The following is a 15,388-nucleotide window of genomic DNA, read 5'->3' as shown; positions in this document are numbered from 1 at the left end:
CGCGTGAGATTGCGTTATGGATGGTATTTTCCTGCAGCAACTGGTCAATGGGCTGACCCTCGGGTCGGTCTATGGCCTGATCGCCATCGGCTACACAATGGTCTACGGCATCATTGGCATGATCAACTTCGCCCACGGCGAGGTTTATATGATTTCCGCTTACCTCGCGGCGATCAGTCTGGCACTGCTGGCTTACTTCGGCATCGAATCCTTCCCGCTGCTCATTCTCGGCACTTTGATCTTCACCGTAGTCGTCACCGGCGTGTACGGCTGGGTCATCGAGCGTGTCGCCTACAAACCGCTGCGCAACTCCACCCGATTGGCCCCGCTGATCAGCGCCATCGGCATCTCCCTGATCCTGCAGAACTACGCGCAGATCGCCCAGGGCGCGAAACAACAAGGCATCCCCACCCTGCTGGCCGGCGCCTGGCGCGTCGACATCGGCAGCGGGTTCGTCCAACTGACGTACACCAAGGTCTTCATCCTCGTGGCGGCGTTTGCCGGCATGGCGTTGCTCACCTACATCATCAAGTACACCAAGCTCGGCCGCATGTGCCGCGCTACCCAGCAAGACCGCAAGATGGCCTCGATCCTGGGGATCAACACCGACCGCGTGATTTCCTACGTGTTTGTGATCGGTGCCGCCATGGCCGCGCTGGCCGGCGTATTGATCACCCTCAACTACGGCACGTTCGATTTCTATGCCGGTTTCATCATTGGCATCAAGGCCTTCACCGCCGCGGTTCTCGGCGGCATCGGTTCCCTGCCTGGGGCGATGCTCGGCGGGATCATCCTCGGGATTTCCGAATCGCTGTTCTCGGGGTTGATCAACTCTGACTACAAAGACGTATTCAGTTTCTCCCTGCTGGTGGTGATCCTGATTTTCCGTCCTCAGGGCCTGCTGGGTCGTCCGCTCGTGGCTAAGGTGTAAAACATGTCTGCTGCCAAACCCATCGATATCAAGAAAAGTGTCGTCGATACGGTCCTTGCCGGGCTGATTTCGCTGATCGTGTTCGGCCCGATCGTCGGCGTGGTCCTCGACGGCTATAGCTTCAACCTGGAACCGGCGCGTGTGGGCCTGTTGGTCGCCATCGTGATGGTCGGCCGCTTCGCCATGAGCCTGTTCCTGCAAACCCCCAAGGGCGTGAAGATCCTGCAGGGTTTTGAAAGCAGCGGCTCGGGTGTGCATGTGCTGGCGCCTGACTACAAGTCGCGGCTGCGCTGGATCATCCCGGCGCTGATTGTGATCGCCATCGTGTTTCCCATCTTCGCCAACAAATACCTGCTGACCGTGGTGATCCTCGGCCTGATCTACGTGTTGCTGGGCCTGGGCCTGAACATCGTGGTCGGCCTGGCCGGGCTGCTCGACCTGGGTTACGTGGCGTTCTACGCCATCGGTGCCTACGGCTTGGCGCTGGGTTATCAATACCTGGGCCTGGGCTTCTGGAGCGTGCTGCCACTGGCAGCCATCGCAGCGGCGCTGGCGGGCTGCATACTCGGCTTCCCGGTGCTGCGAATGCACGGTGACTACCTGGCCATCGTGACTCTGGGCTTTGGTGAAATCATTCGCCTGGTCCTCAACAACTGGTTGTCGTTCACCGGCGGCCCGAACGGTATGCCGGTGCCTTCGCCGACCTTCCTGGGCCTTGAGTTCGGGCGCAAGGCCAAGGAGGGTGGGATTCCGTTCCACGAGTTCTTCGGCATCGAGTACAACGCCAATATCAAGTTCATGTTCATCTACATCGTGCTGTTCCTGGTGGTGCTGGCCGTGCTGTACATCAAGCATCGCCTCACGCGCATGCCGGTCGGTCGTGCCTGGGAAGCTCTGCGCGAGGATGAGATCGCCTGCCGCTCCATGGGCCTGAACCATGTACTGGTCAAGCTCTCGGCGTTCACCATCGGCGCTTCCACGGCCGGCCTGGCCGGTGTGTTCTTCGCCAGTTACCAAGGTTTCGTCAACCCGTCGTCGTTCACCTTCTTCGAATCGGCATTGATCCTGGCCATCGTGGTGTTGGGCGGCATGGGCTCGACGGTGGGCGTGGTGATTGCCGCGTTCGTATTGACCGTCGCACCGGAACTGCTGCGCAGCTTCTCGGAATACCGCGTGCTGCTGTTCGGGGTGTTGATGGTGGTGATGATGATCTGGCGACCGCGCGGTTTGATCCGCATCAGCCGCACCGGTGTGACACCACGCAAGGGAGTGGCGCCATGAATAAGGAAGTCGTGCTTTCCGTGGAACACCTGATGATGCACTTCGGTGGCATCAAGGCCCTGAGCGATGTGAGCCTCAAGGTCGAACGCAACTCGATCTTCGCCCTGATCGGCCCCAACGGCGCCGGCAAGACCACGGTGTTCAACTGCCTTACCGGTTTCTACAAAGCCAGTGGCGGCAAGATCCAGCTCAATGTGCGTGGCAAGCAGACCAACGTGATCCAGCTGCTGGGCGAGCGCTTCCAGGCCACCGATTTCGTGTCGCCGAAAAGCTTCCTCAGCCGCGTGTACTACAAAATGTTCGGCGGCACCCACTTGGTGAACCGCGCGGGGCTGGCGCGTACGTTCCAGAATATCCGCCTGTTCAAGGAAATGTCCGTGGTGGAAAACCTGCTGGTGGCGCAGCACATGTGGGTCAACCGCAACATGCTGGCGGGCATCCTCAACACCAAGGGTTACCGCAAGGCCGAGAGTGACGCCCTTGACCATGCGTTCTACTGGCTGGAAGTGGTGGACCTGGTGGACTGCGCCAACCGGCTGGCCGGTGAGCTTTCCTACGGCCAGCAGCGGCGCCTGGAAATTGCCCGCGCCATGTGCACCCGGCCGCAGATCATCTGCCTGGACGAGCCGGCGGCGGGCCTCAACCCCCAGGAAACCGAAGCCCTCAGCGCGATGATTCGCCTGTTGCGCGACGAACACGACCTTACGGTGGTGTTGATTGAACATGACATGGGCATGGTGATGAGTATTTCCGATCATATCGTGGTGCTGGACCACGGCAACGTGATCGCCGAGGGCGGGCCGGACGCGATCCGCAACGACCCCAAAGTGATCGCCGCCTACCTGGGCGCCGACGAAGAGGAACTGGTATGAGTGCACCTATCCTCGAAATGAAGGAATTGGACGTGTTCTACGGCCCGATCCAGGCCCTGAAAAAAGTCTCGCTGCACATTAACGAAGGCGAAACCGTCAGCCTGATCGGCTCCAACGGTGCGGGTAAGTCCACATTGCTGATGTCGATCTTCGGCCAGCCACGGGCCGAGTCGGGGCAGATTCTCTACAACGGCGTCGACATTACCCACAAGTCGTCCCACTACATTGCCTCCAACGGCATCGCGCAGTCGCCGGAAGGGCGGCGGGTATTCCCCGACATGACCGTCGAGGAAAACCTGCTGATGGGCACCATTCCGATCGGTGACAAGTTCGCCGGTGAAGATATGCAGCGCATGTTCGAGCTGTTCCCGCGCCTTAAGGAGCGGCGTAACCAGCGCGCCATGACCATGTCCGGCGGCGAACAGCAAATGCTCGCCATCGCCCGCGCACTGATGAGCCGGCCCAAGCTGTTGCTGTTGGATGAGCCGAGCCTGGGCCTGGCGCCGATTGTGGTGAAGCAGATCTTTTCCACCCTGCGCGAGTTGGCGGCTACCGGGATGACGATTTTTCTGGTGGAACAGAACGCCAACCACGCACTGCGTTTGTCGGACCGCGCGTATGTGATGGTCAACGGTGAGATTCGCCTGACTGGCACCGGCAAGGAACTGCTGGTCAATGAGGAAGTGCGCAACGCCTACCTCGGCGGCCACTGATCTGAATCACGACGCAGTACCCTGGGGAGGGGGCAAGCCCCGGTACAAACCGGGGGCATCGTTCCCACGCTCCCGCGTGGGAATGCAGCCCGCGACGCTCCGCGTCACCCGTGCACAGTGGCCAGAACCTGCGGCGCCTGGCGGGACGCGGAGCGTCCCAGGCGGCATTCCCACGCAGAGCGTGGGGACGATCAGCGCGCGCCATTCAACCAGGCATCAAGATCGTTCCCACGCTCCCGCGTGGGAATGCAGCCCGTGACGCTCCGCGTCGCCCGTGCACAGTGGCCAAAACCTGCGGCGCCTGGGGGGACGCGGAGCGTCCCAGGCGGCATTCCCACGCAGAGCGTGGGGACGATCAGTGGGCGTCATTCAATCAGGCATCAAGATCGTTCCCACGCTCCCGCGTGGGAATGCAGCCGGTGATGCTCCGCGTCGCCCGTGCACAGTGGCCAAAACCTGCGGCGCTTGGCGGGACGCGGAGCGTCCCAGGCGGCATTCCCACGCAGAGCGTGGGGACGATCAGTGGGCGTCATTCAATCAGGCATCAAGATCGTTCCCACGCTCCCGCGTGGGAATGCAGCCCGCGACGCTCCGCGTCGCCCGTGCACGGTGGCCGAAACCTGCGGCGCCTGTGCGCAATAGCCAAAACCTGCGGCGCTTGGCGGGACGCGGAGCGTCCCAAGCGGCATTCCCACGCAGAGCGTGGGAACGATCAGTGCGCGCCAGCGCCATGTCGAAGATTTGTCGATCCACAAGGCTTATCCCAAATTGTGGAAAACAAATCCAGCCCAGCTCCAAAGCGCGACATATAGCCGCCGCAAATCGCTGTTTTGTCACACTTTTGACTTGTCCCCATCCACTGTGGAACCGGCTGTGGGTAACGTGGGAGTAGCTCGCTGAAAGCCTTTAAAACCGTGGCTTTCAGCTGCATGATCGTTTTTTGATCAGTGTCTTTTTCGTGAGGGATCGAGGGGTTTGTCAACCTGTTTAAAGACACAGGTATATGACTGAATTATGTCCTCCAGGCCTGTGGATAAGTCTGTGACTAAACTCTGGAAAGACCTCCGCAGAGGCCGAAATGACTGGCCTGGAGCCATCGTTCAAGATTTTCGCCGTCGCCCTGAGCTACATAGGTGCCAGTGAAGGTCAAGCAAAATACTTTCTAAAACCGGCTGCAGGCCTTATATACAGCGGCTTTGAAGGTTTACCACTTGCCCCCAAAGACTGTGGGCGCAGTTGTGGATAACCTGCGTGCATCTGGCTGCAGACCACGGTTTATGGGGCTATGCGCGAGTTGGTCATAATTTGATCAGGTGTGCGGCGGTTGTGATGCGTAGCGGTTGCCGCGACGACAAGGGACGGGCATCCTGCTGGCTGATTTTTTCCCGTCGCTCGCAAGGAGAACACCATGTCCGACACGCTGTTTATTACTGGCGCCACCTCTGGTTTCGGCGAAGCCTGTGCTCGTCGTTTCGCCCAGGCCGGCTGGAAACTGGTGCTCACCGGCCGCCGTGCCGAGCGGTTGAATGCCCTGGTTGAAGAGCTTTCCAAGCAGACCGAAGTGCACGGCCTGGTAGTGGACGTGCGTGACCGCAAGGGCATGGAAGACGCCATCGCTAACCTGCCGCCGTCGTTCGCCACCCTGCGCGGGCTGATCAACAATGCCGGCCTGGCGGTGGGCACCGACCCCGCGCCCAAGTGCAACCTGGACGACTGGGAAACGATGGTCGACACCAATATCAAAGGCCTGCTGACCACCACCCATCTGCTGCTGCCGCGCCTGATCGCCCATGGCCGTGGCGCGGGCATCATCAACCTGGGCTCCATCGCCGGCAGCTACCCGTACCCCGGCAGCCATGTGTACGGCGGCTCCAAGGCGTTCGTCAAACAGTTCTCCCTGAACCTGCGTTGCGACCTGCAAGGCACCGGAGTGCGGGTGACCAACATCGAGCCGGGCCTGTGTGAAAGCGAATTCTCCCTGGTGCGTTTCGGCGGTGACCAGGCGCGTTACGACGCCACCTACGCCGGCGCCGAACCGATCCAGCCGCAGGACATCGCCGACACTATCTTCTGGGTGCTCAACACCCCGGCGCACGTCAACATCAACCGCCTGGAGCTGATGCCGGTGAGCCAGAGCTGGGCGGGGTTTGCGATTGAGCGGGGTGCGAAGTAAGGCTTTAGACCGAGTCGCTGCCATCGGGGGCAAGCTCCCTGCCACACTCGACCGTGTTCACAAACCTGATATGTGCACCGGTCAACTGTGGGAGGGGGCTTGCCCCCGATGGCGTCAAATCGGCCAAAACACGGCATAAGGTATACTCGCCGCCTGAAAGCCCCTCCGCATCGTGCGGATTTAGGGTTTTGACGGGAGGCAATGTGAGTAACCGAGGTGAGCAGTCACTGCTCAAACAATCGACGATTCTGATGTTAGCGGTCGCGATCGCCGGGATTGTCACGGGCGTGGTATCCGGCGCCCAATCCATTCTGTTCGACGGCTTCTTCTCGCTGATCGCCACCGCCATCAAGGTGCTGATGCTGATCACCGCCAAGCTGATCGCCAAGAAAAGCAACGAGCGTTTCCAATTTGGCTACTGGCACCTGGAGCCGATGGTGCTGCTGATCGAAGGCAGTTTCCTGCTGCTGATCGCCATCTATGCATTCCTCAACGGCGTGTTCGGCATTATCAATGGCGGGCGCGAGGTCGAATTGGGCCTGGTGATTATCTACGCGGCGGTGTTTACCGTCGTCGAGTTCGGCTATTTCTTCTATGTGCGTTATCGCAACCGCGCACTGAAATCGTCGTTGATCCAGTTCGATAACATCAGTTGGCTGGTGGACGCGATGCTGTCGGTGGGGCTGCTGATCAGCTTCCTGGCCGCACTGTTGCTCAAGTCCCAGGGCTATGCCGAGTGGGCGGTGTATGTCGACCCGCTGATCCTGATCCTGCTGGCATTGAGCATGCTGGCGCCGGCGTTCAAGATCCTGCGTCCGGCGTTGCGCGACGTGTTGGGGATTGCGCCGGATCATCTGGACGACACAGTGCGCGAGGTGATGGACGCGTTGAAAGCCCGCCATGGTTTCGAGGACTACGTGTCGTATGTGCAAAAGCACGGGCGCGCGCGGTTCATCGAAATCCATGTGGTATTGCCGGTGGATTACCCGGTGAACAACGTTGCGACTCTCGACGCATTGCGTGAGGAGATATCCACAGGGCTGGGCACGCCGGATGCGGCGCGCTGGTTAACGATCAGCTTTACCGCAGATCGTAAGTGGATTGCGTAAGGCCCTGGTAACAGGTGGCCAAGTGATACGGCGTGGTCGACGGCATGTCCCGTCGGCTCACGGCGCCGTTGGCATCCAGGCATTCGTGCCAGCCTTTGTCGTGCAGGAAGTGCTGCTGCAGCGCCAGCAATTGGCGTTGCAACACGGCCTGGCTGTTGGGGCGCAAGGTCAGCGCGCGCAGGTATTCGGCCTGGGCCCAGATACGCTGGGTGCCGTCGCGCACGCTGCCGTCCAGGGCGAGCATGCCGCTGACCGCGCCGGTTAACTTATCCACACCCGTGAGTTCGGCATAGGCAAACGCCCGCGTCAGTGAGGCATGCAGCGGCGTGCCCCGCAGCACGTCCGATGACTCCAGCAAAAAGAACCATTCGAACTGGTGGCCCGGCTCAAACCAGTTATCCACAGCGCCCAGCGGCTTTTCCATCATCACGCCGTGCCGGCGGTCGATGAAACGTTGCTGCATGGCCGTTGCCAGGTTGAGCAGGGCGGCTTGCACGGCGGCGTCTTCGCGCACCGCGAGGGTGGCGAGAAAGCCTTCGGCCAGATGCATCAACGGGTTCTGCAATGGGCCGGAATCGAGCGATGACCAGTCGCGTTGCAGGACGGCGTCGTACAGGCCGTCATCGCTGGCGAAACGTTGTGCAACCACTTCCAGAGCGACATTGAGCACCGATTCCACCAACGGTTCGCGCACCTTGGCCCAGTAATGGGCGCAGGCGAAGATGATGAAGGCGTGGGTGTAGAGGTCTTTGCGCGTGTCCAGCGGCTGGCCGGCGGGGTCGATGCTGTAGAACCAGCCGCCGTGCTCGGCGTCGTGAAAGTGCCGCTGCAGGGAACGGAACAACGCCGCCGCCCGCGCTTCGGCATATTCGGCATCGGCCTGGCCGATCAGGCTGGCGAACAGATACAACTGTCGTGCGCAAGCCATGGAGCGGTAACGCTGCGGCGGCAAGGGGTGGTGGTCGGCGTCCAGCGCCTCGTAGGGCAACGCCAGCTCGGCATTCCAGCCCGGGCCTTGCCACAGTGGCACGATCAGGTCATGGAAGTGGGTGAGCACGGTGTTCAAAGAGGGTTGGGAAGCGCTGGGCATTGGCTGGCGTCGTCACGGCAGGGGTGTAGGCGCGCATGGTAGCAGGCTTGGGTTCTGTGGTGTCTGTGGCAGAGCTATCGGGGGCAAGCCCCTCCCACCTTTTGATAGCGATGCAGCCAAATGTGGGAGGGGGCCTGCCCCGATGAGGCCTTCAGCCGTGCTGCAAATCAGCCCGCCAGCAACCAGACTCCAGTCGCCGCCGAAGCCGCCCCGGCTACTCGCACCATTGGCGCAGCCGCCGTCGGCAGGAAGCGCACCAGTGCATAACCGGCCGCGTGCAGTGCCGCCGTCGCACCGACAAAACCAGCAGCGTACGCCCAAGGGCTGGACATATCCGGCAGTTCCAGGCCATGGGCCACACCGTGGAACAGCGCAAACAACGCCGTGGCGCCAATCGCCACGAACAGCGGCGGCCGTACCGCCAGCGCCACGGCCAGGCCCAGCGCCAGAACCGAGGCGGCAATTCCGTTTTCCAGCGCCGGCAGCGCCAGGCCCTCGAAACCCAGCAGGCCGCCAATCAGCATCGTGCCGACAAACGTGCACGGCAGCGCCCAGCGCGCGGCGCCTTTTTGCTGGGCGGCCCACAAGCCCACCGCCAGCATGGCCAGCAAATGATCGAGACCGCCCAAAGGGTGACTGATGCCGGCCACCAGGCCGTTGTCGCCGTGGCCGGGGTGGGCAAAGGCCAACGCCGGAGCGATGAGCAGGGCTGCGGTGGCAAAGAGTTTGTTGAGGCTCATAACTAGCTTCCTTAGAAGAGGGATCAGGCGGCGGTCAGCAGACCCTGGCGTTCGATAAAGGCCACGATGTCATCCAGGCCAACGCCGGTTTTCTGGTTGCTGAACACAAAGGGTTTACCGTTGCGCATGCGCTGGGTGTCGCTGTTCATCAGCTCCAGCGAAGCACCGACCAGAGGCGCCAGGTCGATCTTGTTGATCACCAGCAGGTCGGATTTGCAGATACCCGGGCCACCTTTGCGCGGCAGTTTGTCGCCGGCGGACACATCGATCACGTAGATGGTCAGGTCCGACAGCTCCGGGCTGAACGTCGCCGAGAGGTTGTCGCCGCCGGATTCCACCAGGATCAGGTCCAGGCCGGGGAAGCGGCGGTTGAGTTGATCCACCGCTTCCAGGTTGATCGAGGCGTCTTCCCGGATCGCGGTGTGCGGGCAGCCGCCGGTTTCCACGCCGATGATGCGCTCGGGCGCCAGGGCCTGGTTGCGCACCAGGAAGTCGGCGTCTTCGCGGGTATAGATATCGTTGGTGACCACCGCCAGGTTGTAGCGATCGCGCAGCGCCAGGCACAGGGCCAGGGTCAGGGCGGTCTTGCCGGAGCCCACCGGGCCGCCGATGCCGACGCGCAAGGGTTGTGTGTTCATGTGTTTCTCCGAAGTAAGGGGCGCCAAAAAAAGAACCTATGAACGAAACAGCCGGCTGTACTGGCGCTCATGGGCCATGCACGCCAGGGACAGGCCAAACGCGGCGCTGCCGTAATGGTCGGGATCGAGGCGGCTGGCCTCCTGCTGGGCGCTCTGCAGCAGCGGCAACAGTTCGCTGGTCAGGCGCTGGGCCGCTTGCTGGCCCAGAGGCAGGGTTTTCATCAGCACGGCCAGTTGGTTTTCCAGCCAGCTCCACAGCCACGCGGCGAGGGCGTCGTCGGCGCTGATGCCCCAGGCGCGCGCGGCCAGCGCCCAGCCGAGGGCCAGGTGCGGTTCGCTGAGGTGCTCGAGAAAGCGGCGCGCGGCGTCGTCCAGCTCGGGCAAACCGTTGAGCAGTTGTTGCAGGGAATAGCCCATCTGCCGGCTTTCTTGATACAGCTCTCGGGCTTCACGGCTGGCGCGGTGTTCTTCGCATAACTGCGACAACCGTGGCCAATCCCGGGCAGCCGCGGCCCGGCAATGCGCAAGCAGCAGCGGTGCCTCGAAGCGTGCCAGGTTGAGCAGCAACTGATCGCCGATCCAGCGTCTGGCGCTCGTCGCATCGTGGACCCGGCCGTTCTCCACGGCCATCTCCAGGCCCTGGGAATAGCTGTAGCCGCCAATCGGCAATTGCGGACTGGCCAGACGCAACAGCGCCCAGGCTGGGTTCATGGACGCACGCCGAACTGATGCAGCTTGGGTGGGTAGTTGAAATCTTCATCGCCATGGCGCGAGTGATGATGACCGCCGCCGTAAGCGCCGTGTTCCGGATGGAACGGCGCCTCGAGGGTGTCGATGTGGGCACCCAGTTGTTCGAGCATGGCCTTGAGCACGTAGTCGTCAAGCAGGCGCAGCCAGCCATCCCCGACCTGCAGCGCCACATGGCGGTTGCCCAGGTGATAGGCGGCGCGCGTCAGTTCATAAGCGCTGCGGCAGGTGACGTGCAGCAACTGTTCAGGGCGCGCAGTGACGCGTACGACACGTCCGTCTTCGGCCTGCAGGCATTCGCCGTCGTGCAGCGGCGGCAGGCCGCGCTCCAGAAACAGGCCGACGTCTTCGCCATCGGCACTGAAACAGCGCAGACGGCTTTTGCTGCGCGCTTCGAAGTTGAGCTGCAACTCGGCGGCCCAGAGGGCTTGGGGGGCGATTCGGCGGTGGATCACCAGCATCAGAAAGCTTCCAGCGAGGGGCGATAAACCAGCTAGAGCAAGGGCCTTGCCAACCCTGAGTAAGCGTAGGAATTACCTGTAGGTAGGCGTGCGTGTGCCACGTAATAGGGCGGTCGGGCAAAACCGAATCGCCCCAAAAGTGTGCGCCGGGAAATGTATTGCACTCCTTGAGAGCGGTTTGGGAATTTTCCTACAAGGACTCAGGAATTCACGCTCATCGAGGTACGCGCACAGTAATTAGGCTTTGCGGCGTGTTTAATCCCCTGCGACGTTTATCATGATCAAGTCATTTTTAACTGCCGTTGTTATCGGCCTGGCGTTTGTCGTTTCAACGGCGTCAGCCAATTACCAACCGCGTTCAACCTTTGGTTCTTCACTTCACAACGTGCCGTCGGCCTCCATCGAGAATGTGGTCGACCGCGCCCACCAATTGCTCGGCACCCCCTATAAATGGGGGGGCACATCGATTGACCAGGGGTTCGACTGCAGCAGCCTGCTGGTCTACCTGTTCAAGACCCAGGCCAATATCCAGATTCCCCGCACCACCGCGGCAATGCACCGCTCGACGGCCGCGACCATCCAGCGCAACGCGCTCAAGCCCGGCGATGCGGTGTTTTTCAAGGGGAATGGGCGTGGGCGGGTAAGCCATGTAGGGCTTTATATCGGCGAGGGCAAATTCATTCACTCGCCGCGTACTGGCAAGAACGTCCGTATCGACTCGTTGAGTAACCGCTACTGGAACAAGCATTACACCACCGCCAAGCGTTTCCACAACGCCGGTTGATCGGCTTATTCGGTGCTGCCCAGGCCTTGCCAATGTTTGAGGCCGATAAAGATAAAGCGTAACTGCTGGGTGATTTTCGCCTGGGGTGTGAGGTGGGCCGGCAGGGCGTGAGGCGGTGGATCGATGATATCGGGCAGGGTGGCGAACACGCTCTTGACGATCAGGTCGGCCATCACGTGCAGCCCATCGGCATCCAGATGCTGCAGCTTGGGCATCAGTGTCAGGTCGGCGGCCAGGTCGCGGGTGATGTCTTCGCGCAAGGCGGCGATGGCTTGGCGCACGGCCAGGCAGCCACCATATTGCTCGCGGGCCAGGAACAGGAATTGCGAGCGATTGGCCGATACCACATCGAGAAAGATCCGCACGGACGCGTCGATGATGCCGCCCATGACGAATTCGTTGTGGCGCACCAAGCGAATGGTGGCGCGGAAGGTCTGGCCGACTTCGCTCACCAGCACCAGGCCCAATTGATCCATATCGGCAAAGTGCCGATAGAAACCGGTGGGGACAATGCCGGCCGTCTTGGCCACTTCGCGCAGGCTCAAGCTGCCGAACCCACGGCCGCACTCCATCAGATGGCGGGCTGCGTCCATCAGGGCGAGGCGGGTCTGTTGCTTTTGTTCGGCACGGGGCAGCATGGGCGGGCGAGCTTTGTGGACAAGTACAGCGACGCACTCTAGCAAAACCGCTCGAGCGGCGTCGAACTTGACGCGGGTGGGGCGGTTAAGGACGTGACAGGTCTTGCAGAAAGTCAAAAGCCCGATCGGTGGATCGGGCTTTTTTTCGGGCCATCACAGGCTCAGCTCTGAGCTTGATGCATTGCTTCCAGGCGGTCGGCACCACCCTCGGCCACTGCGTTGCGTTCCATCAGACGGTCAGCACCACCTTCAGCAACGCCGTCGGCGTAGCCACGTTTGTTGGCACGGTCGGAACCACCTTCAGCCACTGCATTACGCTCCATCAAGCGATCAGCGCCACCTTCAACCAGACCTTTCTCTTGCAGACGGTTGAAGCCGTTTTCAGCCACGGCGCCTTTGGCGTAGTCGCGGTTCTCTTCTTCCTGCGAACCGCTGCGTGCCAGGGTCTGGCTGGACTGCACGGCTTGGGCTTTGTTTTGTGGGGTCGCTTGTTCGGCGGCTGGCAGAGCAAAAGCGCTCGAAGCCAGGACAGATAACAGGACGGTAGCGAGTAGTTGGCGTTTCATGATCAGTTGCTCCTTGGGAGGGCGATAAAGTGGGTACAGGGCTAATGCTACTCTCGATAAGTCGATATAAAAGTTCATAAACACAATGGTAATAATCAACAGAATTGATTGTTCTCGCCGAGGGCTCTAGAACGCGGCTCTCAAGCACGCGGTTTTGCACCGCAGTGGGTATTTTCGACACGCATGCGGGTAACATTGGTGCGCGACAAGCTGTGAAATCTGTCGAGTCGGTCAGGAAAATGCCGATTGAGCGGCTTTTTTTCCCGCTGAAACGGGTTTGGGTTAAACCCGCACGCGGTTTGCCAGTCGTAGTCTTGTAAGCTGTCCTAAAGGCTGCCCTTCAGCCGGTCGTATTCAGGAGTCCTGTGCAATGACGCGCACTCGTAAAATTGTGGTTTGGAGCTGCGCCAGCTTCGTTGTATTAATCGCTGCAGTGGTCCTGATCCTGGTGTTCTTTGACTGGAACCGCATCAAGCCGCCCCTCAACGCCAAAGTCTCCGAAGAGCTGCATCGCGCGTTTGCGATCAATGGCAACCTCGCCGTGAAGTGGCAGCGCGAGCCCGATGAACGCGGCTGGCGAGCCTGGGTGCCCTGGCCCCACGTGATTGCCGAAGACCTGACCCTGGGCAACCCGGACTGGTCGAAGCAACCGCAGATGGTCACGCTCAAAAAAGTGGAATTGCGCATATCGCCCCTGGCTTTGCTGGCGCAGCGTGTGGTTATCCCGCGTATCGACCTCACCGAACCGAGCGCCGAGTTGCAGCGCCTGGCCGACGGCCGCGCTAACTGGACGTTCACGTTCGACCCTAAAGATCCCGACGCCGAGCCTTCCAATTGGGAGGTGGACATCGGTGCCATCGGTTTCGACAAGGGCCACGTGACGCTTGACGATCAAACCCTCAAAACCCAGCTCGATGTGATCATCGACCTGCTGGGCAAGCCCATTCCCTTCGGCGAAATCGTCGGCGATGCCGATGCCAAAAAGGCGCTGGAGAAAGGCTCCGCGCCCCAGGACTACGTGTTCGCCCTCAAGGTCAAAGGCCAATACCACGGCCAGAAACTCGACGGCGACGGCAAGATCGGCGGCCTGTTGGCCTTGCGGGACGCGGCCAAGCCGTTCCCGTTGCAAGCGCAGGTCAAGATCGCCGACACCCGCATCGCCCTGGCCGGCACGCTGACCGATCCGCTGAACCTGGGGGCTCTCGACCTGCGCCTGAAGCTCGCCGGCGCCAGCCTGAGCAAGCTGTATCCGCTGACCGGCGTTACCTTGCCGGATTCGCCGGCGTACGCCACCGACGGTCATTTGATCGCCAAGCTGCATGAGGCCAGCGGCGCGTCGTTCCGCTACGAAAACTTCAATGGCAAGATCGGCGACAGTGATATCCATGGCGACCTGGCCTATGTCGCCAGCCAGCCACGCCCCAGGCTCAGCGGAACGCTGGTGTCCAACCAGTTGCTGATGACCGACCTCGCGCCCCTGATTGGCGCCGATTCCAACGCCAAGCAGAAAGCCCGTGGCGGCGAGAGCAAGCAGCCCGCCACCAAGGTGCTGCCGGTGCAGGAGTTTCGCACCGAGCGTTGGCGCGACATGGACGCCGATGTGGAATTCACCGGTAAGCGTATCGTGCACAGCGCCGACCTGCCCTTTACCGACCTCTACACCCACCTGGTGCTCAACGACGGCGAACTGAGCCTGGAACCGCTGCGCTTCGGGGTGGCCGGCGGCAAGCTCGACGCGCAGATTCGCTTGAACGGTCGCACCACGCCGATGGAAGGGCGTGCCCGGCTGACCGCGCGCAATTTCAAACTCAAGCAGCTGTTCCCAAGCTTTGAACCGATGAAAACCAGCTTCGGCGAACTCAACGGCGATGCGGATATTTCCGGGCGCGGCAACTCCGTCGCCGCGCTGCTGGGCACCTCCAACGGTGACCTGAAGATGTTGATCAACGATGGCGCCATCAGCCGTGGCCTGATGGAGATCGCCGGCCTCAACGTGGGCAACTACGTGGTGGGTCGCCTGTTCGGCGACAAAGAAGTGAAGATCAACTGCGCCGCCGCGAACTTCGGCGTCAAGAGTGGCCTGGCCACTACGCGGCTGTTTGTGTTCGATACCGAGAACGCGATCATCTATGTCGACGGTACGGCCAATATGGCGAGTGAACAGTTGGACCTGACCATCACCCCCGAATCCAAAGGCTTTCGGATGTTCTCCCTGCGCTCGCCGCTGTACGTCAATGGGCCGTTCATCAAGCCGAATGCGGGTGTCAAAGCCATTCCTCTGGCCCTGCGCGGCGCGGGCATGGTGGCACTGGGCGTGATCGCCGGCCCGGCGGCCGGCCTGCTGGCGCTGGTGGCGCCCAGTGGTGGTGAGCCGAACGAGTGTGCGCCGTTGCTGCAGCAGATGAAGGAAGGTAAAGCGCCGAAGACGGTGAAGGGGTGATCGTCGAAAATGTCAGAAAGAGCGACCCTTGGGTCAATGCCAATCAGTTAAGAGACGGAACGGGCAACCAGTAACCTGTGGCGAGCGGGCTTGCCCCGCGTTGGGCTGCGAAGCAGCCCCAAAACATAGTCCCGGAGCAGCCTGGCATACTGCGACGCTCCTATTGGGGCTGCTGCGCAGCCCAACGCGGGGCAAGCCCGCTCAC

Annotated in this window: 15 protein-coding genes; 8 read left to right on the top strand and 7 right to left on the bottom strand. The window is 61.3% G+C overall.

The features are described from left to right. Nucleotides 1-16: 16 nt before the first annotated feature. From OSC50_RS21980 to OSC50_RS21955, 6 genes are all read left to right on the top strand, one after another. Nucleotides 17-931 (top strand): ABC transporter permease subunit, encoded by a 915-nt coding sequence (locus OSC50_RS21980; RefSeq protein ID WP_003236186.1) that lies wholly within the window; start codon nucleotides 17-19, stop codon nucleotides 929-931. A 3-nt stretch (nucleotides 932-934) separates the two neighbouring features. After that, nucleotides 935-2,212: a high-affinity branched-chain amino acid ABC transporter permease LivM gene (gene livM / locus OSC50_RS21975; protein WP_253510187.1), complete on the top strand. Its 1,278-nt coding sequence runs from the start codon at nucleotides 935-937 to the stop codon at nucleotides 2,210-2,212. Next, nucleotides 2,209-3,084, top strand: a complete 876-nt coding sequence (locus OSC50_RS21970; RefSeq protein ID WP_253510189.1) for an ABC transporter ATP-binding protein — start codon at nucleotides 2,209-2,211, stop codon at nucleotides 3,082-3,084. The genes livM and OSC50_RS21970 overlap by 4 nt, the downstream gene beginning before the upstream one ends. Continuing rightward, nucleotides 3,081-3,797 (top strand): ABC transporter ATP-binding protein, encoded by a 717-nt coding sequence (locus OSC50_RS21965; RefSeq protein WP_266245664.1) that lies wholly within the window; start codon nucleotides 3,081-3,083, stop codon nucleotides 3,795-3,797. Before OSC50_RS21970 ends, OSC50_RS21965 begins: the two co-directional genes overlap by 4 nt. A 1,408-nt stretch (nucleotides 3,798-5,205) precedes the next feature. Further along, on the top strand, nucleotides 5,206-5,970 hold the full coding sequence (locus OSC50_RS21960; RefSeq protein WP_034095635.1) for an SDR family oxidoreductase: 765 nt from the start codon (nucleotides 5,206-5,208) through the stop codon (nucleotides 5,968-5,970). Nucleotides 5,971-6,173: 203 nt separating this feature from the next. Beyond that, nucleotides 6,174-7,079, top strand: a complete 906-nt coding sequence (locus OSC50_RS21955; protein ID WP_266245667.1) for a cation diffusion facilitator family transporter — start codon at nucleotides 6,174-6,176, stop codon at nucleotides 7,077-7,079. On the opposite strand, the gene OSC50_RS21950 is transcribed toward OSC50_RS21955, so the two are convergent. From OSC50_RS21950 to ureE, 5 genes are all read right to left on the bottom strand, one after another. Further along, nucleotides 7,051-8,169 (bottom strand): AGE family epimerase/isomerase, encoded by a 1,119-nt coding sequence (locus OSC50_RS21950; RefSeq protein ID WP_266245668.1) that lies wholly within the window; start codon nucleotides 8,167-8,169, stop codon nucleotides 7,051-7,053. The genes OSC50_RS21955 and OSC50_RS21950 overlap by 29 nt on opposite strands. A 167-nt stretch (nucleotides 8,170-8,336) precedes the next feature. Further along, entirely contained in the window at nucleotides 8,337-8,909 is a 573-nt protein-coding gene (locus OSC50_RS21945; protein WP_181080439.1) for a HupE/UreJ family protein, read from the bottom strand. A gap of 23 nt (nucleotides 8,910-8,932) precedes the next feature. Continuing rightward, nucleotides 8,933-9,547, bottom strand: coding sequence for an urease accessory protein UreG (ureG, locus tag OSC50_RS21940; RefSeq protein WP_003188109.1), 615 nt, complete (start codon nucleotides 9,545-9,547; stop codon nucleotides 8,933-8,935). 36 nt (nucleotides 9,548-9,583) lie between these two features. Further along, nucleotides 9,584-10,258 (bottom strand): urease accessory protein UreF, encoded by a 675-nt coding sequence (locus OSC50_RS21935; protein WP_266245671.1) that lies wholly within the window; start codon nucleotides 10,256-10,258, stop codon nucleotides 9,584-9,586. Continuing rightward, complete coding sequence (gene ureE, locus OSC50_RS21930; RefSeq protein ID WP_266245673.1) at nucleotides 10,255-10,755, bottom strand: urease accessory protein UreE; 501 nt, start codon at nucleotides 10,753-10,755, stop codon at nucleotides 10,255-10,257. Before ureE ends, OSC50_RS21935 begins: the two co-directional genes overlap by 4 nt. Before the next feature lie 277 nt (nucleotides 10,756-11,032). On the opposite strand from ureE, the gene OSC50_RS21925 reads away from it, so the two are divergent. Continuing rightward, a complete protein-coding gene (locus tag OSC50_RS21925; protein ID WP_181080436.1) occupies nucleotides 11,033-11,539 on the top strand; it encodes a C40 family peptidase in 507 nt (168 codons plus the stop codon). Nucleotides 11,540-11,544: 5 nt separating this feature from the next. Here the strand turns inward: OSC50_RS21925 and OSC50_RS21920 are convergent, their stop codons facing one another. After that, a complete protein-coding gene (locus OSC50_RS21920) occupies nucleotides 11,545-12,177 on the bottom strand; it encodes a TetR family transcriptional regulator (RefSeq protein ID WP_253510205.1) in 633 nt (210 codons plus the stop codon). Nucleotides 12,178-12,338: 161 nt separating this feature from the next. Then, on the bottom strand, nucleotides 12,339-12,743 hold the full coding sequence (locus OSC50_RS21915) for a hypothetical protein (protein ID WP_181080435.1): 405 nt from the start codon (nucleotides 12,741-12,743) through the stop codon (nucleotides 12,339-12,341). 370 nt (nucleotides 12,744-13,113) lie between these two features. Between OSC50_RS21915 and OSC50_RS21910 the strand changes: the two genes are divergently transcribed. Next, nucleotides 13,114-15,183 (top strand): AsmA family protein, encoded by a 2,070-nt coding sequence (locus OSC50_RS21910; protein WP_266245676.1) that lies wholly within the window; start codon nucleotides 13,114-13,116, stop codon nucleotides 15,181-15,183. Nucleotides 15,184-15,388 lie beyond the last annotated feature (205 nt).

The sequence above is a fragment of the Pseudomonas quebecensis genome (genome assembly GCF_026410085.1).
Lineage (GTDB): Bacteria > Pseudomonadota > Gammaproteobacteria > Pseudomonadales > Pseudomonadaceae > Aquipseudomonas > Aquipseudomonas quebecensis.
The sequence above is the reverse complement of the archived record's forward strand: the minus strand, read 5'-3'. Positions and strand labels throughout refer to the sequence as shown.